The organism is Streptomyces sp. TLI_185, assembly GCF_003814765.1.
Lineage (GTDB): Bacteria > Actinomycetota > Actinomycetes > Streptomycetales > Streptomycetaceae > Streptomyces.
In genome coordinates this window covers 9764666-9789080 of the sequence record NZ_RKRB01000001.1, presented here as the reverse complement: position 1 = coordinate 9789080, position 24415 = coordinate 9764666, and the positions used below count along the sequence as shown (strand labels likewise).

General features: G+C 70.7%; 18 protein-coding genes. 10 read left to right on the top strand and 8 right to left on the bottom strand.

The genetic code is table 11. The features are described 5' to 3' along the window. The first annotated feature begins 213 nt into the window (after nucleotides 1-213). The 4 genes from EDD92_RS44970 to EDD92_RS44955 all read left to right on the top strand — a co-directional run bounded on the left by EDD92_RS44970 (nucleotide 214) and on the right by EDD92_RS44955 (nucleotide 4841). The gene (locus tag EDD92_RS44970) at nucleotides 214-789 is read left to right on the top strand and encodes a hypothetical protein (protein WP_123969600.1); all 576 of its coding nucleotides are present in this window, start codon (nucleotides 214-216) and stop codon (nucleotides 787-789) included. Nucleotides 790-983: 194 nt separating this feature from the next. After that, on the top strand, nucleotides 984-2570 hold the full coding sequence (locus EDD92_RS44965) for a cytosine permease (RefSeq protein WP_123969599.1): 1587 nt from the start codon (nucleotides 984-986) through the stop codon (nucleotides 2568-2570). Between the two features lie 127 nt (nucleotides 2571-2697). Further along, the gene (locus tag EDD92_RS44960) at nucleotides 2698-3867 is read left to right on the top strand and encodes a lactate 2-monooxygenase (protein WP_123970833.1); all 1170 of its coding nucleotides are present in this window, start codon (nucleotides 2698-2700) and stop codon (nucleotides 3865-3867) included. Further along, nucleotides 3864-4841, top strand: coding sequence for a 2-hydroxyacid dehydrogenase (locus tag EDD92_RS44955; protein WP_123969598.1), 978 nt, complete (start codon nucleotides 3864-3866; stop codon nucleotides 4839-4841). The genes EDD92_RS44960 and EDD92_RS44955 overlap by 4 nt, the downstream gene beginning before the upstream one ends. Nucleotides 4842-4973: 132 nt before the next feature. Here the strand turns inward: EDD92_RS44955 and EDD92_RS44950 are convergent, their stop codons facing one another. The 3 genes from EDD92_RS44950 to EDD92_RS44940 form a co-directional block, all read right to left on the bottom strand. Next, the gene (locus EDD92_RS44950) at nucleotides 4974-6578 is read right to left on the bottom strand and encodes an RICIN domain-containing protein (RefSeq protein ID WP_123969597.1); all 1605 of its coding nucleotides are present in this window, start codon (nucleotides 6576-6578) and stop codon (nucleotides 4974-4976) included. Between the two features lie 446 nt (nucleotides 6579-7024). After that, nucleotides 7025-7402, bottom strand: coding sequence for a toxin Doc (locus tag EDD92_RS44945; protein WP_123969596.1), 378 nt, complete (start codon nucleotides 7400-7402; stop codon nucleotides 7025-7027). A 3-nt stretch (nucleotides 7403-7405) separates the two neighbouring features. Beyond that, nucleotides 7406-7651, bottom strand: coding sequence for a hypothetical protein (locus EDD92_RS44940; protein WP_030937710.1), 246 nt, complete (start codon nucleotides 7649-7651; stop codon nucleotides 7406-7408). 146 nt (nucleotides 7652-7797) lie between these two features. Between EDD92_RS44940 and EDD92_RS44935 the strand changes: the two genes are divergently transcribed. Together EDD92_RS44935 and EDD92_RS44930 are read left to right on the top strand one after the other, a co-directional pair. Next, the gene (locus tag EDD92_RS44935; RefSeq protein WP_123969595.1) at nucleotides 7798-8289 is read left to right on the top strand and encodes a methylated-DNA--[protein]-cysteine S-methyltransferase; all 492 of its coding nucleotides are present in this window, start codon (nucleotides 7798-7800) and stop codon (nucleotides 8287-8289) included. 14 nt (nucleotides 8290-8303) lie between these two features. After that, a complete protein-coding gene (locus tag EDD92_RS44930) occupies nucleotides 8304-9023 on the top strand; it encodes a 2OG-Fe(II) oxygenase (RefSeq protein WP_123969594.1) in 720 nt (239 codons plus the stop codon). Between the two features lie 129 nt (nucleotides 9024-9152). Here the strand turns inward: EDD92_RS44930 and EDD92_RS44925 are convergent, their stop codons facing one another. Together EDD92_RS44925 and EDD92_RS44920 are read right to left on the bottom strand one after the other, a co-directional pair. Then, nucleotides 9153-9764 (bottom strand): hemerythrin domain-containing protein, encoded by a 612-nt coding sequence (locus tag EDD92_RS44925; protein WP_123969593.1) that lies wholly within the window; start codon nucleotides 9762-9764, stop codon nucleotides 9153-9155. Beyond that, nucleotides 9761-11374, bottom strand: a complete 1614-nt coding sequence (locus EDD92_RS44920; RefSeq protein ID WP_123969592.1) for a DHA2 family efflux MFS transporter permease subunit — start codon at nucleotides 11372-11374, stop codon at nucleotides 9761-9763. The genes EDD92_RS44925 and EDD92_RS44920 overlap by 4 nt, the downstream gene beginning before the upstream one ends. Before the next feature lie 179 nt (nucleotides 11375-11553). Between EDD92_RS44920 and sigJ the strand changes: the two genes are divergently transcribed. Further along, nucleotides 11554-12477 (top strand): RNA polymerase sigma factor SigJ, encoded by a 924-nt coding sequence (gene sigJ, locus EDD92_RS44915; RefSeq protein ID WP_123969591.1) that lies wholly within the window; start codon nucleotides 11554-11556, stop codon nucleotides 12475-12477. Beyond that, nucleotides 12474-13973 (top strand): cytochrome bc complex cytochrome b subunit, encoded by a 1500-nt coding sequence (locus EDD92_RS44910; RefSeq protein ID WP_123969590.1) that lies wholly within the window; start codon nucleotides 12474-12476, stop codon nucleotides 13971-13973. The genes sigJ and EDD92_RS44910 overlap by 4 nt, the downstream gene beginning before the upstream one ends. A 6-nt stretch (nucleotides 13974-13979) precedes the next feature. Here the strand turns inward: EDD92_RS44910 and EDD92_RS44905 are convergent, their stop codons facing one another. Continuing rightward, entirely contained in the window at nucleotides 13980-16223 is a 2244-nt protein-coding gene (locus EDD92_RS44905) for a glycoside hydrolase family 9 protein (protein WP_123969589.1), read from the bottom strand. Between the two features lie 156 nt (nucleotides 16224-16379). Further along, nucleotides 16380-19475, bottom strand: a complete 3096-nt coding sequence (locus EDD92_RS44900; RefSeq protein WP_123969588.1) for a glycoside hydrolase family 2 TIM barrel-domain containing protein — start codon at nucleotides 19473-19475, stop codon at nucleotides 16380-16382. 257 nt (nucleotides 19476-19732) lie between these two features. Here EDD92_RS44900 and EDD92_RS44895 point away from each other — a divergent pair, with 257 nt between their 5' ends. Continuing rightward, entirely contained in the window at nucleotides 19733-22105 is a 2373-nt protein-coding gene (locus EDD92_RS44895) for a SpoIIE family protein phosphatase (protein ID WP_123969587.1), read from the top strand. Between the two features lie 146 nt (nucleotides 22106-22251). On the opposite strand, the gene EDD92_RS44890 is transcribed toward EDD92_RS44895, so the two are convergent. Beyond that, a complete protein-coding gene (locus tag EDD92_RS44890; RefSeq protein ID WP_123969586.1) occupies nucleotides 22252-22821 on the bottom strand; it encodes an RNA polymerase sigma factor in 570 nt (189 codons plus the stop codon). Between the two features lie 19 nt (nucleotides 22822-22840). Between EDD92_RS44890 and EDD92_RS44885 the strand changes: the two genes are divergently transcribed. After that, nucleotides 22841-24202 carry a serine/threonine-protein kinase gene (locus EDD92_RS44885; RefSeq protein ID WP_123969585.1) on the top strand — a complete coding sequence of 454 codons (1362 nt, stop codon included), beginning with the start codon at nucleotides 22841-22843 and terminating at the stop codon, nucleotides 24200-24202. Nucleotides 24203-24415: the final 213 nt, after the last annotated feature.

Genomic DNA, 24415 nt, shown 5'->3' with positions numbered 1-24415 from the left:
GCGTTTCAGTAACCTTGCGTGTTGAAACAGTGGCGCGAAGTCACGGAATTTGACCGGCTGAACCCCGGAACTGAGCGGTTCTTGATCGCCCGAAGCAGCCAAGTGGCTGATTTCCTGCGCTTCGTTAATAGGCCTGAAACATTCCGGTTGAGCTGTCGGCGGACTCCTCCACACCCCCTTGCGTTCATCCCAGCGGCGAGTAATCGTCATTACATGATTACGACAGAGCAACGAGAGAAGCTGCGCGGCTGGTTCGCCGGCCGTCTGCCCGAGGACCTCTTCGAGGAGTTGGCCGAGCTCACGGTCGACCGCGAGGAGATCACCGTGATCGGCCGCATCCCCGCGCCCCGGCTCACCGAGGGCGCGTCGGACGCCGAGCGGGAGGCCGCCGTCCAGGGCAGGATCCAGGAGTTCCGGGAGCGCACTCGGGAGGCGCGCATCGAGGTCGCCCGCGAGGCCGAGCACCGCTTCCGCCGGAAGGTCTCCTGGGGCGTGGAGTGCGGCGGGGAGCGCGCCCTGTTCACCCATGTGGCCGCGCCCGTGATGACCCGGCTGCGCCAGCCGGAGCGCCAGGTCCTCGACACCCTGATCGCCGGCGGGGTGGCCCGCAGCCGCAGCGACGCCCTCGCCTGGTGTGTGCGCCTGGTCCAGCGGCACACCGACGACTGGCTCGCCGAGCTGCGTGAATCCCTCGAACACGTCCAGCGGGTGCGGGCACAGGGCCCGGACACGGAACCGCAGGACGCCGCCACGGACCGTTCGACGGACACACCGACCGACGACGACTGATGGAGGATTCGTACACTCTCCACGCGAAAGATGGATGAACCGTCCTCTGGTGCGGGGCTTGCACGCCGCCCTACGGTCGGCAGACCGCCGAGAGGACGGCCGCCCTGCCCGCCGCACACCCTCGCGGCGGCGACCGGCCGTCCACCCCGCCGCGCCACAACGCGCTCCACCGCCCCGTCCCCGCTGGAGCCACCTTGTCCTCGCAGTCGTCCGACTCCCCCGCGCCGCCGTCCCTCACCGAGGTCGAGGCCCACGGCGTCGAGCGCATCCCCGACGCGGACCGCACCGCGACCCCGCTCGACCTGTTCCGGCTCGCCTTCGGCGGCGCCAACACCTTCTCCACCTGTGTCCTGGGCGCCTTCCCGATCCTTTTCGGCCTCTCCTTCCGGCAGGGCCTCGCGGCCACCCTCCTCGGCGTCCTCGCGGGCGCGCTGATCCTGTGCCCGATGGCGGTGTTCGGCCCGGTCAACGGCACGAACAACGCCGTCTCGTCCTCCGCACACCTGGGCGTGCACGGCCGCGTGGTCGGCTCGTTCCTGTCGCTGCTGACCGCGATCGCGTTCTTCTCGATCTCGGTGTGGAGCTCCGGGGACGCCCTGGTCGGCGGTGCGCACCGGCTCTTCGGCCTGCAGCGCAGCAACCTCTCGTACGTCGTCGCGTACGCGCTGTTCGCCGGCCTGGTCCTCGCGGTGTGCGTGTACGGCTTCCGGTTCATGCTGTTCGTCAACAAGGTCGCGGTGGCCTCGGCGACCGTGCTGTTCCTGCTCGGCGCGATCGCCTTCGCCGGCGACTTCGACCCGTCGTACGCCGGTGTCTTCACGGATTCGGCGGACGCGGCGACCAGGTCCCTGTTCTGGCCGTCGTTCATCGGCGCGGCGCTGATCGTGCTGTCCAACCCGGTGTCGTTCGGGGCGTTCCTCGGCGACTGGTCGCGCTACATCCCGGCGAGCACCCCGCGCCGCCGGGTGATCGGTGCCGCGTTCCTGTCGCAGCTCGCGACTCTGCTGCCGTTCGTCTTCGGTCTGGCGACCGCGAGCATCATCGCCGCGAAGGCCCCCAAGTACGTCGATCCGGCGGCCCCCGACTTCGTGGGCGGACTGCTCGCCATCTCGCCGACCTGGTACTTCCTGCCGGTGTGTCTGCTCGCCCTGATCGGCGGCATGTCGACGGGGACGACCTCGCTCTACGGCACCGGGCTCGACTTCTCCTCGGTGTTCCCACGGCTGTCGCGGGTGCAGGCGACGGTGCTGGTCGGCGTCCTGTCGATCGCGTTCATCTTCATCGGCCGGTTCGGGCTCGATCTCGTCCAGTCCATCTCCACCTTCGCCACGATGATCATCACGTGCACCACGCCGTGGATGGTCGTCATGATGCTGGGCTTCTTCACCCGGCGCGGCTGGTACGACCCCGAGGCCCTCCAGGTCTTCAACCGCCGTCAGCGCGGCGGCCGTTACTGGTTCGCGCACGGCTGGAACTGGCGGGGCATGACCGCGTGGTGGGTGTCCGCACTCATCGGCGTGCTCTTCACCGACATACCGGGCCAGTTCGTCGGCCCGCTGGGCGACCTCGCGAACGGCATCGACATCAGCCTGCCGCTGTCGCTGGTGGTGGCCGCGGTGCTGTATCTGGCGCTGCTGCAGATCTTCCCCGAGCCGCGCGCCGTGTACGGGCCCGAGGGAGCGCGGCTGGCCCGCACCGTCGAGGTCGCCGTGCCGCCGATCACGGGGCCGGGAGCAGGTGTTGAGGAGAGAGCATCGCTCGGCCGCGCGATCCGGCCTTGATTCTGCAGGAGTCCGGTTTCGGCCCCGGCCCTGATCGGCCGGTCCGCCCCGGTGGACGGACCTGCACTTACTCGCCAGTATCGTCGGGGTGCAACGCGTTCTCAGCGACGAGGGGCGGGACGTACCCATGGCCAAGCACTGGGCGGACTTCCAGTACGAGATCTATCTGGGCGGAATTTCGGGCGCCGTACCGAGACTGCCCACCGATCTGACCCGGCTGGAGGAGCTGACCGAGCAGCGGCTCGGCCCCGGGCCCGTCGGCTATGTCGCGGGCAGTGCGGGCGACGGCAGCACGGCGCGTGCCAACCGGGCGGCGCTCCAGCGGCGCCGGATCGTGCCGCGGATGCTGCGGGACGTGCACGAGCGGGATCTGTCCGTCGAGGTGCTGGGCCGCGGGCTGCCCGCCCCGCTGGCCCTGGCGCCTGTCGGCGTGCTGTCGATCATGCACCCGGACGCGGAGTGCGCGGCCGCCCGGGCCGCCGCCGCGCAGGGCGTGCCGTACATCCTGTCCTCGGCGTCCAGCACGCCGATGGAGCAGGTCGCGGAGGCGATGGGCGACGCGGAACGCTGGTTCCAGCTGTACTGGGCCAAGGACCGTGAGGTGACGCGGAGTTTCCTGAACCGGGCGAAGACGGCCGGGTTCACCGCGCTGGTCGTCACCCTCGACACACCGCTGCTGGCCTGGCGGCCCCGCGACCTCGACCAGGCCTATCTGCCCTTCCTGCACGGCGTCGGCACCGCCAACTACTTCTCCGACCCGGCCTTCCAGGCGGGTCTCGCCAAACCGGTGCGCGAGAACCCGAACGCGGCCGTGCTGCACTTCGTCGGCATGTTCGCGGACCCCGGCAAGACCTGGCCGGACCTGGCGTTCCTGCGGGAGAACTGGGACGGCCCGATCGTCCTCAAGGGCATCCTGCACCCGGACGACGCCCGGCTGGCCGCCGACGCCGGGATGGACGGCGTGGTCGTCTCCAACCACGGCGGCCGCCAGGTGGCCGGTTCCGTCGCGGCCGCCGATGCGCTGCCCCGGGTGGCCGAGGCGGTCGGCGACCGGCTGACGGTCCTGTTCGACAGCGGCGTGCGCACCGGCGACGACGTCTTCAAGGCACTCGCGCTCGGCGCGCGGGCGGTGCTCCTGGGGCGGCCGTACGTGTACGGGCTCGGTCTCGACGGGCAGTCGGGCGTCGAGCATGTGATCCGCTGTCTGCTCGCCGAGTTCGACCTCACGCTCGCCCTGTCCGGACACGCCACGCCCGCCACGATCGGCTCCGCCGACCTCATCGAGGAGTCCGTATGACAGCCCCGAAGAACATTCTCGCCGTCATCGCACCGCATGTCGGCGGCCGCGCCGCCGGCGCCGGACTCGCCACGCTCTTTCCCGGTGAGGCGAACGTCACCGTCGTCGAGGCGACCGACGAGGACCCGGCCGCCCTCCACGCCGCACATGTGATCATCACGGCACTCTCCCCCGTGACCGCCCAACACCTCGCCGCGGCACCGGACCTGGAGCTGGTGCAGTGCGCGAGCCACGGCTTCGAGTACGTCGACGTCGACGCGGCGCGCACCCGGGACGTACTCGTGTGCAACATCGGCTCCAGCGGCGCCGAGTCGCAGAACGTGGCCGAGCAGACCTTCGCCCTCATGCTGGCGCTGGCCAAGCAGCTGATCCCCGCGCACACGGCGCTCGTCGAGGCGGACTGGGCACTGCCCCGTCTGCAGCGCTCCCTCACCGAACTGTGCGGCAAGACGCTCGGCATCGTCGGACTCGGCGGCATCGGGCAGGAAGTCGCCCGCCGTGCGGTCGCGTTCGACATGAACATCGTCTACGCCGGTCGCCGCAGGCTGTCCGAGGAGACGGAGGCCCGGCTCGGCGGGGCCCGCCATGTCCCGCTCGACGAGCTGCTGCGCACGGCCGACTACGTCTCCCTGCACGCGCCGCTGACCGACGAGACCCGGCATCTGCTCGACGCCGAGCGGCTCGCCCTCCTCAAGCCGACGGCATTCGTGATCAACACGGCACGGGGCGCCCTCATCGACCAGGACGCCCTCGCGGACGCGCTGGAGAAGGGCGCCCTGGCCGGGGCGGGCATCGATGTCTTCGACCCCGAACCGCCCACCCCGGCCCTGCGTCTGCTCAAGTCGCCGAATGTGGTGCTCTCGCCGCACGTCGGCGGGGTGACCCGCGAAACGCTGATCCGCATCGCACTGGCCGCCGTGCAGAACGTCGCCGGCTTCCTGGCGGGAGGGCAGCCGCGGGACGTCGTTGGCTAGGAGTCACCCTTGGGAGGCGCCCGCTGGGCGCCTCCCAAGGGGCGCGGGGCGGTGTCGATATGCGGCTCCGCCGCGGGGGCGCGACAGGCCATGGCGCACCCGTAGCCGCCACATTCCCGCGCCCCCGAGCTGTCAGGCGCTCTCCGACAGCTCCGCAGGGCGAGCCGCAGGCGTCTCCGTCCCCGTGATCGACAGCGAGCCCGGGGTCGCCATCGCCGTCGGATCGGCCAGCCAGCGTTGCGCCGGGGAGCCGTCGCGGACCTTGACGACGATGTCCGCGCCCGGCTTCCCGGCCGTGGCGGCGAGGGCGAGGTGCTCGTCCCAGCGGGGCAGTAACTCGCCCTGCGCGGTGAGGTCGTAGCGGACGTCATCGCCTCGCTTGTCCTTCCCGGCGGCGCACTTGCCGAGGACGGCCACGCCTGCGTCCACGTGCGAGTCCAGACACAGGCCGGGGTCGGCCCCACTGCGCAGCAGACCGTCCTTCTCGAACGACCACTGCTGGGTGCCGGCGTCCGAGCACGCCGCCAGTTCGGTCCCGGCGCCGGCCTTCACCTTGCCCGTGATGTCGAGGCAGAGGTCGGCGCCGACGCTGTGCAGCCTCGACCGGCCCGGGACCATGGGGAGTTGGGCGGTTCCGGGCGACGACTGGGAGCCGACGCCCGGCGCCGTGCCGCCGCCGGCACTGGTGGAGGCGGCCGGGTCGACGCCGTCGTCGTGCGACCACAGGCCGGCCGCGAACAGCGTGGCGAGCAGCCCGGCGGAGGCGACGCCCACGCCGGTCAGCAGCGCCCGCGAGTTCCGCAGCGCCCCCGGCGGCCGGCGTCCGGGCAGCGGGATACGGGGCAGGATGCGCGGGCGTCCGCCGCCGTGCCGCGCGGAGCCGCTCGTGTGCGTTGGCTGCCGCGCACGGGCGGGACGGGAGTCGAGGTAGCGGCGGGCGCCCCAGCCGAGCACGGCCTCGGCGAGGAGCGCCCCCAAACCGCCCTCGAAATGGCTCAGTTGTTCGGCAGCGGAACGGCAGTAAGGGCACTCCGCCAGATGCTGCTGGACATCCGGCAGCAGGGCCCCGCCCCGGCGAATCGGAACATCGAGGAGACGGTTGTAGAAACGGCAATCCTTGCTCGGCGCGAGTTCCCGATGGGCATGTACACAACCTTCGCGGAATTTTTCACGCGCCTGTTCGAGTTCCACCGACGCCGTGTCGGTATCCATGCCGAGCAGAGCGGCGGGAACGGTTATGGACTCCGCTTCGACCTCGGTGTGCCAGAGCAAGCACCGGGAGAGTCCGGGAAGGGCCTGGAATGACCGCTCGGCGAGTCTGCGGTTTTCGGGCGTCATGGACTTCGTCGTACGTATACCGCGGCCGCCGGAGGGTTTCTGCAGCTCCGGCAGAACACTGGATATCCGGTCCTCGGCGGACCACACGCGGACCGTCTCGCGTACGGCCACCAGCATCCGGGGGCGCAGGGCGAGCGCGGGCTCACCCAGCGCCAGCCGGTCGAGGACCTGGTGGAAGGCGGCCGCCGTCACCATGGAGGCGAGGTCGGCCGGGGAGGCGAGGCAGATGGCCGCGTAGTCGCGGGCAGGCTGCCAGTGCCGCGCCATCAGCAGCGCGACGGATTGGGCGACCTCGCCGTCGGAACGGCCCCTGAGCCGGGTGGCGAGGTTCTCGTCGGATTCTCCGGGAACGCCGCCGGGCGGCGGGTAAGGGGGACGAGGTGGGTGGGGGGTGGGCACTGAGCGGATTCCTTCCCACGCGCATGGGACACACAGGAGGGCGTGAATTCAGGTATGTCCGTCCGGCCCGTTTTTCCGATTGACCGATCGACACCCGGCCATTACACCCCCCGCACGGATAGTTCACCCTTGCACAACACACTCATGGCCAACAAGGCACTTGGGCAACATCCGCCTCTTTGAAGGTCCGTCAGAAACGGCGACAACTCACCTCCCCCGCGTGAGCTTTCGTCATTCCATGCGCCCCGTGTGAAACTGGCGCACGCGCCGGAGCACCGCGCACGCTCCCGGCGTGCACCACTCCGTAGTGCACTGGGTAGCGGCCCTTCTCGGAGGCCCTGCGCAGGACGGCGGCTCTCCTGCGCCGCACGGGCCGCCGGCCTTGTTCCTCCCGCCCTCGGTCGGCGGCCCCGGGGGCGGGTCGTCTCGGCTGCGGTCGGCGGCCCTCAGATCTGCCAGGAGCGCAGCCGGTCGGCTGCGCCGTAGACGTCGGCCTTGCCGGAGATCAGATCGCGGGCGAGGTCGACGAGGGCGCCGTAGGGCGGGTCGATGCCGACGCCGCTGACGAACATGTACGACACGGCTGTCGCACAGGCGAAACGGGCGTTGGCCGACGGCAGGGGCTTGAGCAGGGCGAGGGTGTGCAGCAGGGCGGCGGCCCGCCAGGCCGGGTCGGAGTCCACGCCGAGGCGGGGCGGGTCCACGCGGTGGCGGGCCACGGCGGCGACCAGGGCGGAGAAGTCGTTGACGGTGGGCTGGTCCGGAAGGACCTCTTCGTGGCGCTGGAGCAGCCAGGGCACATCGATATGGATGACGGGTGCCATCGGTCAGGCGACCCGCCCCTCACCGGCGTGGGCGGGTTCGTCGTCGGGGAAGGCGGCGGCGAACTCGTCGGCATGGGAGGCGAAGAAGCGGCGGAACGCCTCCGCGCCCTCCTGCAGCGCGCGGTGCCGGGCTATGTCCGCCGCGGCCGCCTCACGCACGAGGGCCTTCATCGACGTACCGCGCTCCTTGGCGATCTGCCGCAGGTCCTCTAGTTCACGGTCGCTGAACTCGACATTCAGGGCTGGCATGTCTTCACGGTACCGCCGGGGTACTTACACGTAAATAGTCGCTGGTCACAGCACCTTTCCGACGGTACCTCCAGGGTCCGGACCCGGCTGAGGACCATGTCCGTTTCCCGCCGGTTCCGGGCGGCCCTGCGCAGCAGACTGGGGCCATGAAGACGTACACGAAGACCGACAGTCCGCTGGGTGAGCTGCTGCTGGTGGGCGAGGGCACGGCCCTCACCTCGCTGTCCCTGCCGGGGCAGCGCAGCACGCCCGTCGTCCGTGACGGCTGGCGGCGCGACGACGAGGCGTTCGAGGAGGCCACCCGGCAGCTCTCCGCCTACTTCGCGGGCCGGCTCCCCCGCTTCGAGCTGAGCCTCGCCCCCGAGGGGACCGACTTCCAGCACCGCGTGTGGCGAGCGCTCGACGAGATCCCGTACGGCACCACGACGACGTACGGGGAGCTCGCCGCCCGGCTCGACGTGCCGCGGGCCGAGATCCGCGCCGTGGGTGCCGCGATCGGCGCCAACCCGCTGCTGGTCGTCCGCCCCTGCCACCGCGTGATCGGTGCCGACGGTTCGATGCGCGGGTACGCCGGCGGCGTCGAGCGCAAGGTGCGGCTGCTCACCCACGAGGGTGCGCTGCAGCCGATGCTGGGGTGACGGGAGGAGACGGCATGACTCTCACCGAGGCTCAGGCCCGCAGGCGGGTCGCCGGCACCGGATGGGCCGCCCTCGCCGCCGAGTTGGACGTGTACGGCAGCGCGCCGACGGGGCCGCTGCTGACGACCGCCGAGTGCCGTGACCTGGCCGCGCTGTACGAGAAACCGGAACTGTTCCGGACCACCGTCGACATGGCACGGCACCGCTTCGGTTCCGGCGAGTACCGGTACTTCACCCACGACCTGCCGGCACCGGTGGCCGCCCTGCGTGCCGCCCTCTACCCGCGGCTGCTGCCGATAGCGCGGGACTGGGCGGCGCGGCTGGGCCGTCCGGCGCCCTGGCCGGACTCCCTCGAGGAGTGGCTGGCGGCGTGTCATGCGGCCGGGCAGGACCGGTCGGCACAGATCCTGCTGCGCTACACCGAGGGCGACTGGAACGCCCTGCACCGTGACGTGTTCGGCGACATGCTCTTCCCGCTCCAGGTGGTCGTCGGCCTCGACGAGTACGGCAGCGGCTACACCGGCGGCGAGTTCCTGATGGTCGAGCAGCGGCCGCGGGCCCAGTCCCGGGGCACCGCGACCCCGCTCCGGCAGGGCCACGGGCTGGTCTTCACCACCCGGGACCGGCCGGTGCGCACCACGCGCGGCTGGTCGGCCGGAGCGATGCGGCACGGTGTGAGCACCGTCCGCTCCGGCCGCCGGCACGCGCTGGGCATCGTCTTCCACGATGCCTGAGCCATCCGTCGGCGGTGCCGATGTGCGGCTCCGCCGCGGGGCAGTCTGTCGGCTGCGAGCCCATCGTGGCTGGTCGCGCCCGCGTTGCGGAGCCGCACATCGATACAGCCCCGCGCCCCTACGGGGCGCTCACGCTCCGGCCCACAGTCCCCTGCGGCGGTAACTCCCCTGCCAGAACAGGCGGTTGAGGACTCGTACCGGTGGCGGCAGGGCGCCGAGGAAGCGGTCACGGTCCGCGGGCGGGGTGCCGTCGACGATCCACGGTACGAACACCGAGGCACCGCGCAGGCCCTGCGTCTCGCGGATGCGGCCGGTGAAGGCGGCCCAGTCCGCGGCCGTCAGGACGTCCTGCATCAGCGGCAGGGCGCTGTCCTCCTCGTGCTTGAGGTGGTCGTCGAGGGTGGCAGTCAACGCCCGTACAAGATCGGGCAGTTCGGGCGCCTGGTCGTCCAGAGCGGTGTCGACGGCATCCAGCAGCGGGTCGATGCGGGAGTGTTCCGCCTCCATGTCGTCCAGCAGGGCGAGTTCCCGCGGGCGCCCCGCGACGCGCTCCCGCACGCGCGGCCACAGGTCGCTGTCCTCCGCGGTGTGGTGGATGTGCAGCTGGTGCGTGAAGTTCTCCCATCCGGCACGCACGCCGGGGGTGTGCGCACGGCCCTGGGCGACAGCCTGCGCAAGGCGTTCCAGGTCGCGTCGGAAGGCGTCGTGGGAGGCGTACATGGCGGTGAAGTCGATACTCATCGGGCGGCTTCCTCCAGTTCGGTCTCGTTGATCGGCAGGGCATGGGGGTTGGCGGACGGGCCGCGGTGGCGTCGTACGGCGAGACAGGCGAGCACTCCGGCCAGCAGTACGGCGGCGGACACGTACACGGCGGGACCCATCGCGTCGACGAAGCCGTGGCCGAAGACCTGTCCGCCGAGGGCGCGCATGCGCTCGGCGACGTCCTGCGGCACCCCGTGCGGTGTGCCGCCCTGCTGCTGCGCACCGACGTCGGACTCGGCCTTGGAGAAGGCGGCGGTGAAGGAGTCCCGGTATGCGGCGGGCAGCCGTCCGGCGCTCTCGCGGGCCCGGTCCGTGAGCGCGGAGGCGAGCTGGTTCTGCAGCACGGCGCCGACGACGGCGCCCGCGAGCACCGAGCCGACCTGCCTGAGCGCATTGGTGACGCCGGAGGCTGCGCCGGCCAGCCGCGCAGGGACGCCCCGCATGACCTCGGTGGCGAAGGGCGCGAAGGTGCAGCCGACGCCGAGGCCGGTGAGGAGGAGCGGCAGTGCGATGGCAAGCCATCCGGAGCCGACGTCGGCGATGGTCACGACCCACATCAGCCCACCCGCCCAGGCGAGCAGCCCGCTCATCAGGATGTACTTGCCGCCGACCTTGTCGGACAGTGCTCCGGCGGGCCCCGCCGTCACGAACGAGCCGAGGGCCACGGGCAGCAGCACCAGACCGGATTTGAGGGCGCTGAAGCCGAGGACGGACTGCAGGTAGATCGTCAGCGGCAGGAACATGCCGACGATACCGAAGGCCACCGTGACGCCTACGAGGTTGACCAGGGTGAAGTTGCGGTCCCGGAAGAGCGCGAACGGGACGAGGGGTTCGTTCGCCTGCTGGCCGCGCTCGTGCAGCAGGAAGGCGGCGAACAGGACGGCGGCCAGCGTGAACAGGCTCCAGATCCAGCGGTTCCAGTCGTAGCGCTGGCCCTCGGTGAGCCCGAAGGCCAGGCAGAACAGTGCAGTCGAGGCGAGCAGGACGCCGAGGGTGTCGAAACGGTGCCGTACGGTGCGCTTCGCGCCGGGGATGATCGCGAAGGTCATCAGCAGCACGACCGCCCCGATCGGCAGGTTCACGTAGAAGATCCACCGCCAGCTGAGGTGGGTGATCAGTGCCCCGCCGAGAATCGGGCCGAGCGCGCCGGAGGCACCCGCGACGGTCCCCCAGATGCCCATCGCCACTCCGCGCCGGTCGGCCGGGAACACCTCGGCGATGATCGACAGGGTCTGCGGCATCAGCAGCGCCGCCCCCAGCCCCTGCACCGCCCGGAACGCGATGAGCTGGGCCGGGTCCCGGGCGAGGCCGCAGGCGAGGCTCGCCAGGGTGAACAGGGCGACCCCGGCGGCGAACAGGTTGCGTTTGCCGCGCAGGTCGCCGAGGCGCCCGCCGGTGATCAGCAGGACGGCCAGCGCCAGCGTGTAGGCGTTGACGACCCACAGGATCTCGTCGAGGGACGCGTTCAGGTCCTCGCCCAGATGCGGGATCGCGATGTTCACGATCGTCAGGTCGAGCAGCGTCATGAAGAACCCGAGGGAGAGGGTGATGAGGATCGCCCACGGGTTGCCGTGCCATTTCTTGAACACGATGTCGGTCTCCTTGCGGTCGGACTCGTGTCGGACTCGCGTTCAAGAGGGCGGGGCGGCGGGCGGGTGTGACACGGCGGGGAATCGCTGAGATCTAGGTCACATTCGGCCAGTGCCATGTCACATTCGGCCCCCTCCCGGCCCTCGAAGTAGTGAGCGCGGCACCGGGGAGGCCACACATGACGCACAGCACGGGAAGTCCGGTCACCGACGAGGCGACCGATGTCTTCATGACCCATCGCGAGCTGTTGTTCGGCCTCGTCTACAACATGCTGGGCAGCGTCGCCGACACCGAGGACGTGCTGCAGGAGACCTGGCTGGCGTGGTCGGGCCGGGGCGCCGACGGGATCACCAACCCGCGCGCCTACCTGGTCCGCATCGCCGTCAACCAGGCGTTGCAGCGGCAGGCCGTGATCACCCGCCGCCGCGAGACGTACGTCGGCCCGTGGCTGCCCGAGCCGCTGGTCGCCGACGACGCGAGCGCCGACGACCCGGTCCTGCGGGGCGAGTCCGTGTCCCTGGCGATGCTGGTGGTCCTGGAGGCGCTGACCCCGCTGGAACGCGCGGTGTTCGTCCTCAACGAGGTGTTCGGCTACGCCCACACCGAGATCGCGGACATCATCGACCGCACCCCGGCGGCCGTACGGCAGCTGGCCCATCGCGCGCGGGACCATGTGCTCGCCCGTCGCCCCCGCTACCGGGCGCACCCGCGCGTCCGGCAGGAGGCGACCGAGCGGTTCGTGCGGGCCGCGCTCGGCGGGGACCTCGCCGAGCTGATGGAGATCCTGGCGCCGGACGTCACGGTGTGGACGGACGGTGGCGGCAACCGCAAGCCGGCGGGGCTGCGCCCGGTGCACGGCCGGGACAAGGCGGTCCGCCTCATCACCTCGTACGCGGCGCGGCGCGGTCCCCAGCAGCTCGACCTGCGCTACCGCCGGGTCAACGGCGACGACGCCGCGGTGCTGTTCCAGGGCGACTCGCCGTACGCCGTGATGGTCATGGACCTCACGCCCGAGGGCGACCGGGTGAACGGCGTCTACATCGTCACCAACCCCGACAAGCTCACGCACGTGCACAAGGACGACGACGAGGAGGACGAGTGACCGCCACGGAGACATCGGGCCGGGGCGAGCGCGTTGCCGACTGGCTCGACGGACGTCTCGGCATCCATTCGCTGGGCAGGAAGTACCTGCGCAAGGTGTTCCCGGACCACTGGTCGTTCCTGCTCGGCGAGATCTGTCTGTACAGCTTCGTCGTGCTGGTCCTGACCGGCGTGTACCTCACCCTTTTCTTCCATCCGTCGATGAACGAGGTGACGTACCACGGCAGTTACGTCCCGCTCAACGGCGTGCGGATGTCCGAGGCGTACGCCTCCACGCTGCACATCAGCTTCGACGTGCGCGGCGGACTGCTGATCCGGCAGCTGCACCACTGGGCGGCGCTGGTCTTCGTCGCCGGGATGCTGACGCACATGATGCGGCACTTCTTCACGGGTTCGTTCCGCAAGCCCCGTGAGATCAACTGGCTGTTCGGCTGGCTGCTGCTGTTCCTCGGCCTGTTCGAGGGTCTGTTCGGCTACTCGCTGCCGGACGACCTGCTGTCGGGCACGGGCCTGCGCTTCGTCAACGGCGCTCTGCTGTCGGTTCCGGTCGTCGGAACGTATCTGTCGATGTTCCTGTTCGGCGGCGAGTTCCCCGGCCACGACATCGTGGCCCGTTTCTACTCGCTGCACGTCCTGCTGATCCCCGGCATCATGGCGGCGCTCGTCCTGGCGCACCTCATCCTGGTCGTCCACCACAAGCACACGCAGTTCGCGGGCCCGGGGCGGACCGAACGCAATGTCGTCGGCTCGCCGTTCATGCCGGTGTATCTGGCGAAGGCGGGCGGGTTCTTCTTCCTGGTCTTCGGGGCGCTGAGCCTGATCGCGGCGGTGGCGACGATCAACCCGGTCTGGGTGTACGGCCCCTTCCGCCCCGACCAGGTCTCCACCGGCGCGCAGCCCGACTGGTACCTGGGCTTCGCGGAGGGCCTGGTGCGGGTGATGCCGGGCTGGGAGATCACCCTGTGGGGCCACACGCTCGTCCTCGGCGTGCTGATCCCGATCGTGGTCTTCCCGCTGCTCCTCGTCTTCATCGGGATCTACCCGTTCCTGGAGGCGCGGGTGACCGGCGACAAACGCGAGCACCACCTTCTGGACCGCCCGCGCAACCGTCCCGTCCGCACGGCGATCGGGGCGGCCTGGATCAGCCTCTATCTGATCCTGCTGGCGGGCGGCGGCAACGACATCGTGGCCACCCGTCTGCATCTGTCGATCAACACGGTCACCTGGTCGGTCCGCGTCGCGGTGTTCGTCCTGCCTGCGGCCGTCTTCGTCGTCACCCGCCGCATCTGCCTCGGCCTCCAGCTCCGCGACGCGGAGCTGGTGTTGCACGGCCGGGAGACCGGCCTGATCAAGCGGCTGCCGCACGGCGAGTACGTCGAGGTGCACCAGCCGCTCGATCAGGCCGAGCTGCACACCCTCACCGCCCACCGGCGGCCGGGGGAACTCGTGGAACACAAGCCGCAACCCGAACTTGTGGACCACGAGTCGCAGCCCTGAACAGCCTCAGCCCTGGTCCGCCACGAACGACGCCATCCGGGCCAGGGCCGCGTTCCAGTTGATGGCCGTCTCATTGGTCGACCAGGACTGGATGTCGTCGATGTAGCAGAACTGACCGACACAGCCCTGGAGTTTGCTCTGTGCGTAGGGATCCTGGATGGACGAGTTCGGCCCGCCCGCCAGGGTTCCGTGCGGCGGGTTCGGCAGCTTCGGGTCGAGCTCGTGGGCGTACCAACGGCTGTGCTGGTTGTGGGAGTTGACCTCGCCGTAGCCGGTGACGTACGAGATGTTCAGCGCGTTGCGGCCGAGGATGTAGTCCATGCTCTGGACCGAGCCGTCCCGGTACTTGGCGGCACCCGAGATGTCGTACGCCGTCGCCAGGACGACGGCGTTGTTGAGGATCTGGTGGCTGGAGCCCCAGTCGTAGACGTTGTTGTCGGGCGCGTACGGCATCCCGTACGGCTGTGACTTCAGGGTGGCCAGGTAGCGCTCTGCCCCCTTGACGACGGACTGGCGGATCTTGTCCCGGCCGGGCAGTTTGCTGGGCACGGTCGCGAGGTCGAGGCGGCCCGCCGCCGCCGTCCTTCCCCAGTCGAAGCCGAGCGGGCCGAAGATGTCGGCCGTGTTCACCGGGGAGTTGCGCACGTAGTCCGCGAACCCCTTCTCGCCCGTGGTCAGATACAGCTCCGCCGCCGCCCAGTAGAACTCGTCCGTCGCGTTGGTGTCGTCGTAGGCGCCGCCTCCGGTGCCGTCACTGGCGGAGGCGTACATGGCGGGGTGGGCGAGCGCCGCCGTCCAGGCCTTGCGCGCGGCCGTGAGGGCCTTCGCCGCGAAGGCGCGGTCGTAGGGGAGGTAGAGGCGGGCCGCCTGGGCGGCCGTGGCCGCCAGGTTGAGGGTCGCCTGGGTGGACGGCGGGTGCAGTTCACGCTTCTGCGGGTCGTCACCGGGCAGCAGGGGCAGGCCGGTCCACTGTTCGTCGTGGATCTTGTGATGGGCCATGCCGGCCAGTGGCTGCCCGTCGGGCACCTGCATCTTCAGCAGGAACTCCAGCTCCCAGCGAGCCTCGTCGAGGATGTCGGGCACCTTGTTCGCGCTCTCCGGGATGGCGAGGGTGCCGTCGCGCAGCTTCCCGGACTCCCCGGTGCGGGCGAGCAGTTCGCGTTCGTACGTGCTCAGCAATTCCCAGGTGGCGATGCCGCCGTTGACGACGTACTTGCCGTGGTCGCCGGCGTCGTACCAGCCGCCGGTGACGTCGAGCGTGTAGTCGCACACGCCCGGCTGGCAGGGAACGTGGTCATCGCCTTGGTTCGGCGCCACATTGAGGTGCCCGGCGGCTCGGCCGTACCCGGGCCGCAGGTCGTCGCGGATCGCGATGCCGCTGCGCTGCGTGTAGTAGTACTTCGCCGAGTCGAGGCGCAGTTGCTCGTAGGCGCCGGTGCCGATGTCGAACGGGCGGCTGGTCTCCCCGTCGGCGACCAGCGTGAAGCCCTTGCCCTGTCTGCGGTAGTCACCGAAGTCGATCGAGTGGACGTTCTGCCCGGAGGAGACGTCGACCCCACGCGGTACGGTCCAGCCGTGGTCGACCGTCGCACCGTCGGCGTTCTTGAGCTGCCAGGGCAGTTTCGAGGTGGCGTCGGTGACGAGGGTGGCGTTCTTGGGCCCGGAGGGCAGATAGGCGACCTGGTTGACGCGCACCCGCGGTCCGGTGTCCGGCTGGTACACCTCGGGCGGGACACCGCCCAGCAGCGATATGTCGTCCATGCAGAATCGCCAGGCGTCCGCGCTGCCACCGGCCTGGAAGGCGACCTGGCCCTGGGTGGTGTCGACGGGTGAGGTGAAGGTGTACGAGTAGGTGTTGCCGGAGACGCTCAGCTGCGGGCTCACCTCGAAGTAGGTGTCGTACGGCGCCACTTGGAGCCCCACGACCGCTCGCACCACATGTCCCGCGGGCGAACCGGTCGCTTTGAAGCTGAACTTGTACGACTCTCCCTTCTTCAAGGTGACGTCGTTCTGGCCGACGGCGGCGTCCCAGCGGTTGGCGGTGCCGCCCGGCACATCCGAGCAGAGTTGTCCGCCGGACAGGCCCGCGGTGACGTTGGTGGTCGTCCACCAGGGCGCGGTGGTGGTGTCGAAGGTGCCGTTCTTCAGCTGCTCGACCTCGTCGGCGGCGGCCGGATGGGCCGGCATCCCGGTCAGCGCCGTCCCCAACAGGGCCGTCAGGGTCAGCAGAATGGTTCTGCGTCGTTTCACGTCTGGGCTCCTCGGGCTGAGGTACGGGTGACGCTCGCCGGACCCAACGGGGTGGGAGCGCTCCCAGATGCGGACGCAGCTCATGTTTGTTCGTGCCATGACACTCCGTCAACGGTCCGGACGGGACTGGTTTCCCGCCCGGACCGCTACGGCTGCTCAGCCGCCCGGCGCCGCCAACTTGCTGATCCGCACGGCCCCGAGGACTTCGCCCGGGTGAGCGCTGGTCAGCGTGAGCCGCAGGCGGGAGCCGCGCGCCGCGTCGAAGGTGAGGACCGTCGGCGCGTCCGAGGCGGTGGCCCAGTCGACCGCCGCTCCGGTGACGGGCACGTACCGGTGGCCGTCCCACACCGACGCCTCGATCGACGCGGGCAGGCTGTGCGACGCGTCAACGGTGAAGGACACCTCCACCCGGTCGAAGGTCCGGGCCCGCCCGTAGTCCACCGAGACCCAGTCCTTTTCCCGCGCTCCGTTGAAGGCGGGCAGCAAGGCCGTGGCCGACTTGGCGAAGGCGTTGGACCAGCCGGTGGCCGTGTCGCCGTCCAGCATCGCGGCGGGGAGGGTGTCCGGTCGGCCGGAGTAACTGGCGTCCGCATACGGGTAGTTCGGGGGCGCCGGGTGCTCTGGTCCGAAGGCGGCCGCCGGGGTCGTCGCGGCCGACCGGGCGGGCGTGGTGCGCGCGGTGGCCGTTCCTGCCCGCAGTCCCTCCGCGCGTGCGGTCACCTTCAGGGTGCCGGCCTTGCTGCCGGCGCGCACGATGGCAAGGGCCTTGCCGTGGAAGGCGGTGCGGGTGGTGGCGTGGTAGCGCTCGGCGCTCTCCTCCCGGCCGTTGTCGAGCCCGGCGAGGGATCCGCCCGTCACACCGAAGGTGATCAGGTGCTCGGCGTCGGGCACCACCACCCCGCGGGCGTCTACGACGTCCGCGGTGACGAAGGCCAGCGAACGCCCGTCCGCAGCAAGGGACTTGCGGTCCAGAGTGAGCCGCACGGCATGCGGTTCGCCCGCCGTGCGCAGCACGTCGGTGGCGACCACTTTGCCGTCACTGCGGGCCACCGCCTTCAACTCGCCCGGCTGGAAGGGCACTTTCCAGGTCAGGTGCAGCTTGCCGGCGCTGCCGTTCGGGCTGGTGTAACTGCCGGGGAAGGGGCCGGTGGTGAAGGTCTTGTCGTCGCCGGTGGCCTCCGTGGTCTCCAGATAGATACGGCCGTCCGTGGTCCTCTTCGTGTCGAAGGTGCGCGTGCCGAGGGACGTGCCGTTGAGGTACAGCTCGACGGTGTCGACGTTGGAGTACGCCCACACCTCCACCGTGTCGCCCTCCTCGTGGTTCCAGCTCATGGGCAGCAGATGGACCATGGGCTCGCTGATCCACTGGCTCTGGAAGAGGTAGTACATGTCCTTGGGGAAGCCGGCCGTGTCGACCGCGCCGAAGAAGGACGCCTTGACCGGGAAGACGTCGTACGGCGTCGGCTCGCCGATGTAGTCGATGCCGGACCACAGGAACTGCCCGGCGAACCACTTGCGGTCCCGGTCCTTCTTGTGGCCGTACTCGCCGCTCATGGTCCAGGAGGCGAGGTTGTTGTCGTAGGAGGAGACCTCGCGTCTGCCGGGCGTGTGGTTCTCGCCGGTGTTGAGGTGCTCGGGCTCCTGGTACGAACCGCGGGTCGAGGTCTCCGACGAGGACTCCGACTCGAAGAGGAACAGCTTGGGGAACTTGGCGTGCAGGGCGTCCACCGACTTGGCGGTGTTGTAGTTGAGGCCGAGGCCGTCCAGCTTGGCGAGCATGAGGTCGGCCGCGGAGCCGGTGGCGGGCACACCGTGGTACTTGTTCGAACCGATGACAACCGGCCGGGTGTCGTCCGCCGCCTTGATGGCACCGATGATCCGGTCCGCCATGGCCAGTCCGGCGGTGGAGGTCGAGTCGGGTATCTCGTTGCCGATGGACCACAGCACCACGGCGGGCGAGTTGCGGGCCGCGAGGACCATCTCGGTGGCGTCCTTCTCGCACCACTCGTCGAAGAACCGGCCGTAGTCGTACTTCGTCTTGCCGGTTCGCCAGCAGTCGAAGGCCTCCACCATCATCACGATGCCCAGCTCCTCGCAGACCTGGATGATCTGCGGCGAGGGCGGGTTGTGTGAGGTGCGGAAGGCGTTGACGCCCATCGACTTCATGATGGTCAGCTGCCGGCGCACGGCGTCGATGCTGATGGCGGCGCCGAGGGCACCCTGGTCGTGGTGCAGGTCGACACCCTTGATCTTGCTGTGAGTGCCGTTGAGGAAGAATCCCTCATCGGGGTCGAAGCGGTAGGTGCGGATGCCGAAGGCGGTGCGGTAGGTGTCGATGGTCCTGCCGCCGACGCGCAGTTCGGTCTCCAGGGTGTAGCGGTGCGGCGCCGCGAAGTCCCACAGCTTGGGCTTGGGGACGGTGAGTTCGTGGGTTTCAGCCGTCTTGTCGGTGACCGCGACCGTGGTGGCGGCGCGGGCCGCCGTACGGCCGTCGGGATCCTTGACCGTCGAACGGATCTCGACCTGGCTCGCGGCACCCGACTCGTTCACCACCGAGGTCCGTACGCGTACGACGGCCCGCTCCGCGGTGATGTCCGGCGTGGTGACGTACGTGCCCCAGCGCTCCACGTGCACCGGCTCGGTGACGACCAGACGGGCGTCGCGGTAGATGCCGCTGCCCGAGTACCAGCGGCTGCTGGGAAGCTTGTTCTGCACCTTGACGGCGATCACGTTCTCGGTGGTGCCGTCGGTGTGCAGCAGGTCGGTCAGGTCGAAGGCGAAGCCGGTGTAGCCGTAGGGGTGCCGGCCGGCCTGGGTGCCGTTGCAGTAGACGTAGGAGTCCATGTAGACGCCGTCGAACTCCACCGAGATCCGCTTGCCGGCGAAGGCGGGCGGCAGGGTGAAGGCGAGGCGGTACCAGCCGAGGCCGCCCGGGAAGAAGCCGGTGCCGCTGGTGGTGCCGTGCTCGGTGGTCGGGGTCTGCTCGATGCTCCAGTCATGGGGCACCGCCACCTCGCGCCAGCCCGAGTCGTCGTAGCCGGGGTCGGCGGCCTGCGCGTAGGCGCCGGTCGGATCGGTGATCCCGTCCGGGTTGACCAGCGCGAAACGCCAGCCGTCGCGCAGGGCGACGGTACGGCGGCCGGATCCGCCCGCGGTGGCCCCGGCGGCCCGGGCCACCGGGGTGGCGACAAGCGCTCCGGCCGCCGGCGCGGCGGCGGAAGCGATCAGAACCGATCTTCGAGTCACTGTCACGGCGGCTCCCCCTCGTCAGGGCCCAGAAGTACTCACAACTGATCGTGAACAAACAGATTCTGACGCAACGCCACACACGGCCGTCAAGGGTGCGGGGGTCTCCTTCTGTCCCACGGGTCACAACGGCCGGAATTGCCCCTTGACCGGCCCGCCGCGCGCCCATGGGGGTTCCCGTCCGAGCGGCTCGCCGACGGACTAGGCTGGAAACTCAAGTGACCCGGCGGTTCACTGTGAGTGTTCGCGATGGAGTGGCGACGATGAGCCCGGAGTATCCGTTCGACGATGCCGCGACGGCGCGGGCTGTCATCGATGAATCCGGCACGCTTCTCGAGTGGAACGCGGGCGCGGAGCGGCTGCTGGGCTGGCCGGTCGCCGAGGTGGTGGGGCGTCCCGGCCGAAACCTGCTGGTCGACAAGGATGTCCTGGCGCCCGCCGGGTCCCGCTGGGACGGCACCGTCGCCCTGCGCCACCGCGACGGCCACGAGGTCTCCGTCTGGCTGCTCGCCCACCATCGTCCGTCGCGGAACGAGACTCCCGGCCGGTGGCTGCTGTTCACCCCGCTGGACCGAGGCACCCCGCGCTCGCCCGACGACCCGCTGACCAGCGCGGCGCTCACCCAGTCGCCCTGCGCGGTCGCCGTGTACGACGAACGGCTGCGGCTGAGAAGGGTCAACGACGCCATGGCCGATGTGATCGGCCTGCCCGAGGAGCGCATGCGGGGGCTTCGCCTGGCCGAGATCGGCGGCAAGCCGCAGAGCGAGGAGCTCGAGGCACACATGGTGCAGGTGCTCACCACCGGGCGCCCGCTGGACGTCCAGACGTACATGCGCACCGGCGGCGAGGACAGCGCGCACGCCTGGCTGGCCCGGTTGGCGCCGCTGACGGACGCCGAGGGGCGGGTGCGGGGCGTGTGCCTGGCGGCGCACGACTTCACCGACAACTACCTCGCCCGGGAGCGGCTGCAGTTGGTCAACGAGGCGAGTGTGCGCATCGGGTCCACGCTCGACGTCACCCGTACGACGCAGGAGCTCGCGGACGTTCTCGTGCCCGCCCTGGCCGACCTGGTCAGCGTCGACCTGCTGGACCTCCAGGAGCACGGCGGCGAGCCCCCGCTCAGGCTGACCGCCCCCACCGGGCTGCGCCGCGCCGCCCACCTCTCGGTCAATCCGGGCACGCCCGAGGCGGTCCTCCAGCCCGGGCAGCTGGAGCAGTACCCCGCCGGCTCTCCCCAGGCCGACTCGCTGGTCGCGGGCCGCACGATCGTCGCGTCCGTCTCCTCGGGCGCACTCGACCAGTGGCTCAGCTGGCACAAGACACGAGCCGACCGGGTCAAGGAGTACGGCATCCACTCCACGATGTCCGTGCCGATCCGGGCCCGCGGCCAGACCCTCGGCGTCGCGGTCCTCACCCGGTTCCGGCGGCCGGACCCCTTCTCCGCGGACGACGTGCTGCTGGCCGAGGAGATCACCACACGGGCCGCCGTCTGCATCGACAACGCCCGCCGCTTCTCCCGCGAACGGGAGACCGCCCTCGCCCTGCAGCGCAGCCTGCTGCCCCGCTCACTGCCACGCACGGCCGCGGTGGATGCGGCCTCGCGCTATCTGCCCGCGGCCCGGGCGGGTGTGGGGGGTGACTGGTTCGACGTGATCCCGCTGTCGGGGATGCGGGTCGCCATGGTCGTCGGGGACGTCGTCGGGCACGGCATCCAGGCCTCGGCCACCATGGGCCGGCTGCGCACCGCCGTGCGCACCCTCGCCGACATAGACCTCGCCCCAGACGAGCTGCTGACCCACCTGGACGACCTGGTCGTCCGGCTGTCCGCGGAGGCCGGCAACGACGGCAGCCCGGGCGAGGTCGGCGCCACCTGCCTGTACGCGGTCTACGACCCGGTGTCGCGGCGCTGCACGCTGGCCCGGGCCGGGCATCCGCCGCCGGTCGTGGTCCCGCCGGGCGGCGTTCCGCAGCAGGTCGACCTGCCGGCCGGGCCGCCGCTGGGCCTGGGCGGGCTGCCGTTCGAGTCGGCCGAGCTGGACCTGCGTGAGGGCAGCGTGCTGTCGTTCTACACGGACGGGCTGATCGAGACCCGCGATCGGGACGTCGACGCCAGCCACCAGATGCTGTGCGACGCACTGGAGACGTACTCCGACTCACTGGACGAGACCTGCGACCGGGTGCTGCACGCCCTGCTGCCCTCGGGCGGTGCCCTGGACGACGTGGCCCTGCTGCTGGCCCGTACCCGTGGGCTGCCGGCCTCGCAGGTGGCGACCTGGCACATCCCCGCCGACCCGGCACTGGTCGCGCCGATCCGCAAGCAGGTCGTCGAGCAGCTGGACACCTGGGGGCTGCAGGACGCGGCGTTCACCGCCGAGCTGGTGGTGAGCGAGCTCGTCACGAACGCGATCCGGTACGGCGCGCACCCCATCCGCCTGCGGCTGATCCACGACGAGGCCACGCTGATCTGCGAGGTGTCGGACACCAGCCACACGGCTCCGCATCTGCGCCGGGCGAAGACCTGGGACGAGGGCGGGCGCGGACTGCTGCTGGTTGCTCAGCTCACGCAGCGGTGGGGGAGCCGGCACACGGCCGACGGGAAGACGATCTGGGCGGAGATCGGGCTGCTCGACGAGTAGCGCTCCGCAGGGCTGCGGTGATGGGTTGTCTTGCGTCTGCGGCATCCGTCGTGGCTGGTCGCGCCCACGCGGCGGAGCCGCATATCGACACGGCCCCGCGCCCCTTTGGGGCGCTGCCGAAACCCCGCGGACTTCGGCCGCCCTGCTCAGGGGGCCTCCGCCAGCCACGGTCTGATGTGTTTGCGGGCCTCGTGCAGGCGGGACTTGAAGGTGCCCAGGGGGATGCCTGCGCGGTCTGCCGCCTCGGCGTAGTCGAGCTGGCAGATGTCGCGGTAGACCAGGGGCTCGACGAGTTGGGGGTGCTCGCGCTCCAGGCGGTCCAGTGCCTCCAGCAGGTCGAGGCGGGAGCCGGCGATGACGCTGGTCGTGCGGGGGTCGGCGAGCTCGCCCGCGTCGATCGGGGCCGGCTGTTCGGCAGAGCGCCGCTTGAGTTCGCGGTACTTCTGGCGGCAGCAGTTGGCGACGACCGTGTAGAGCCAGGTGCTGAAGCGGCTGCGGCCCTGGAAGGTGGAGATCTTCCGGGCGACCTGGAGCAGGACGTCCTGGGCGGCCTCCTCCGCGTCCTCGCGGCAGGGCAGGAACCGGCCGCAGCGGCGGACGACCTCGGGCCTGATCGCGTGGAGAAGCTCCTCCAGCGCCGCCGGGTCGCCCGCCGCGGCGCTGCGGGCCAGGTCCTCGGTGGACGCGACCTGGGGCTCTCCTCGGGAACGATCCACGTCCAGGCATGATAGTCGTATGCATTCCGTCGAGCGGATCGGGCGCTACCGCCTCGAACGGCGCCTGGGCACGGGCGCGTTCGGCACGGTCTGGCTGGCCCATGACGACGAGCTCGACGCGCCGGTGGCGGTCAAGGTCCTCGCCGACAACTGGTCCCACCGGCTCGATGTGCGCGAGCGGTTCCTGGCCGAGGCGCGGATGCTGCGCAGGGCGGGTTCGGACCGGGTGGTGCAGGTCTACGACATCGGTGAACTCCCCGACGGCAGGCCGTACTTCGTGATGGAGTACGCCGACGGCGGCACCCTCGCCGAGCTGCCGGCCGGCGGTGCGCTGCCGGTGCCGCAGGCGCTGCGGCTGACGGCGCTGGCCGCCCGTGGCGCGGCAGCGCTGCATGCGGCGGGGATCGTGCACCGGGACATCAAGCCGAGCAACGTGCTGCTGTGCTCCTCCCCCGACGGCGGGTCGCGGGTGCTGCTCGCCGACCTCGGTCTTGCCAAGAGCCTCGCGCAGGCGTCCGGGCTCACGCAGGCCGCCGGTTCGGCGGGGTACCGGCCGCCCGAGCAGGCCGAACCCGGCGTGGGCATCGACGCCCGGGCCGATGTGTACAGCCTGGGCGCGGTCGCCTACCACCTGGTCACCGGCGCGGTTCCGGGTGAGCCGGGCAGGGTGGTACGGCCCGACCGGCTGCGAGCGGATCTGGCTCCTGCCGTCCGGCGGGCCCTGATGCGGGCGCTGGCGCCGGACCGCAGACGCCGCTGGCCCGATGCCGAGGCCTTCGCTCAGGAGCTGGAACGGCTCGCCGCCTCCGGTCACCGGCCCCGAAGACACCGGAGGGCCCTCACCCTGACGGGCGCCGTGGCCGTGGTCGCGGCCGTCGGAGTGGCGCTGGCGCTGGTCAACCGACAGTCACCCGCCACGGATGTGCGTGTCTCGGACACGACCGGCAGGGTCGTCGCCGAGGTTCCCCGCGACTGGGACCGGCAGGTGCGTGACTCGGGGTGGGATCCGCGGGCGCTCGGCCTGCCCTCCGGCCACGAGCCCGGGTTCGCCGTCGCGGACCGCCTGACCGCGTGGCAGGACCTGACGGCCGAGGTGAACGGCGTGCTGGTGGGCCTGAGCGAGCACGGCGACCTCACGGGCGCGGTGAACGCCGTCACCCACCCCGGCTGCCACTACGACGGTGCCCGCGCCTACACCGGCACCGTCTGGCACGGCAGGGTCCGCACCTGGAACGGCTGCCCGGGCGGCGGGTCGGTCACGGAGGCCGCACTCGCCCCGGCGGACGGCAGCGCGCAGACTCGGGTGTACGTGCAGATCCGGCAAAGTGGCCGAGGGCCGGCGACCGACCGCGTCCTGGCCTCCGTGCGCATCGGAAGCTGACGCGGATCACTCAGGTCAGCGTCGCGATGTCCGCGTCGGCCGCCTCTGCTGACCTGCTTTTCTGCCGGGGGTCCGGGGGTTTGTCCCCCGGAAGAATGCAGTACTCGGGCCGCGGGCGAACTTTTTCGTCCCCGCGCGCATCGGACCTGCATGACGGGGCACAGAGCGCCGTACGTACACGCCACGACGTGTGCGAGGAATCTCCGGGAGTGT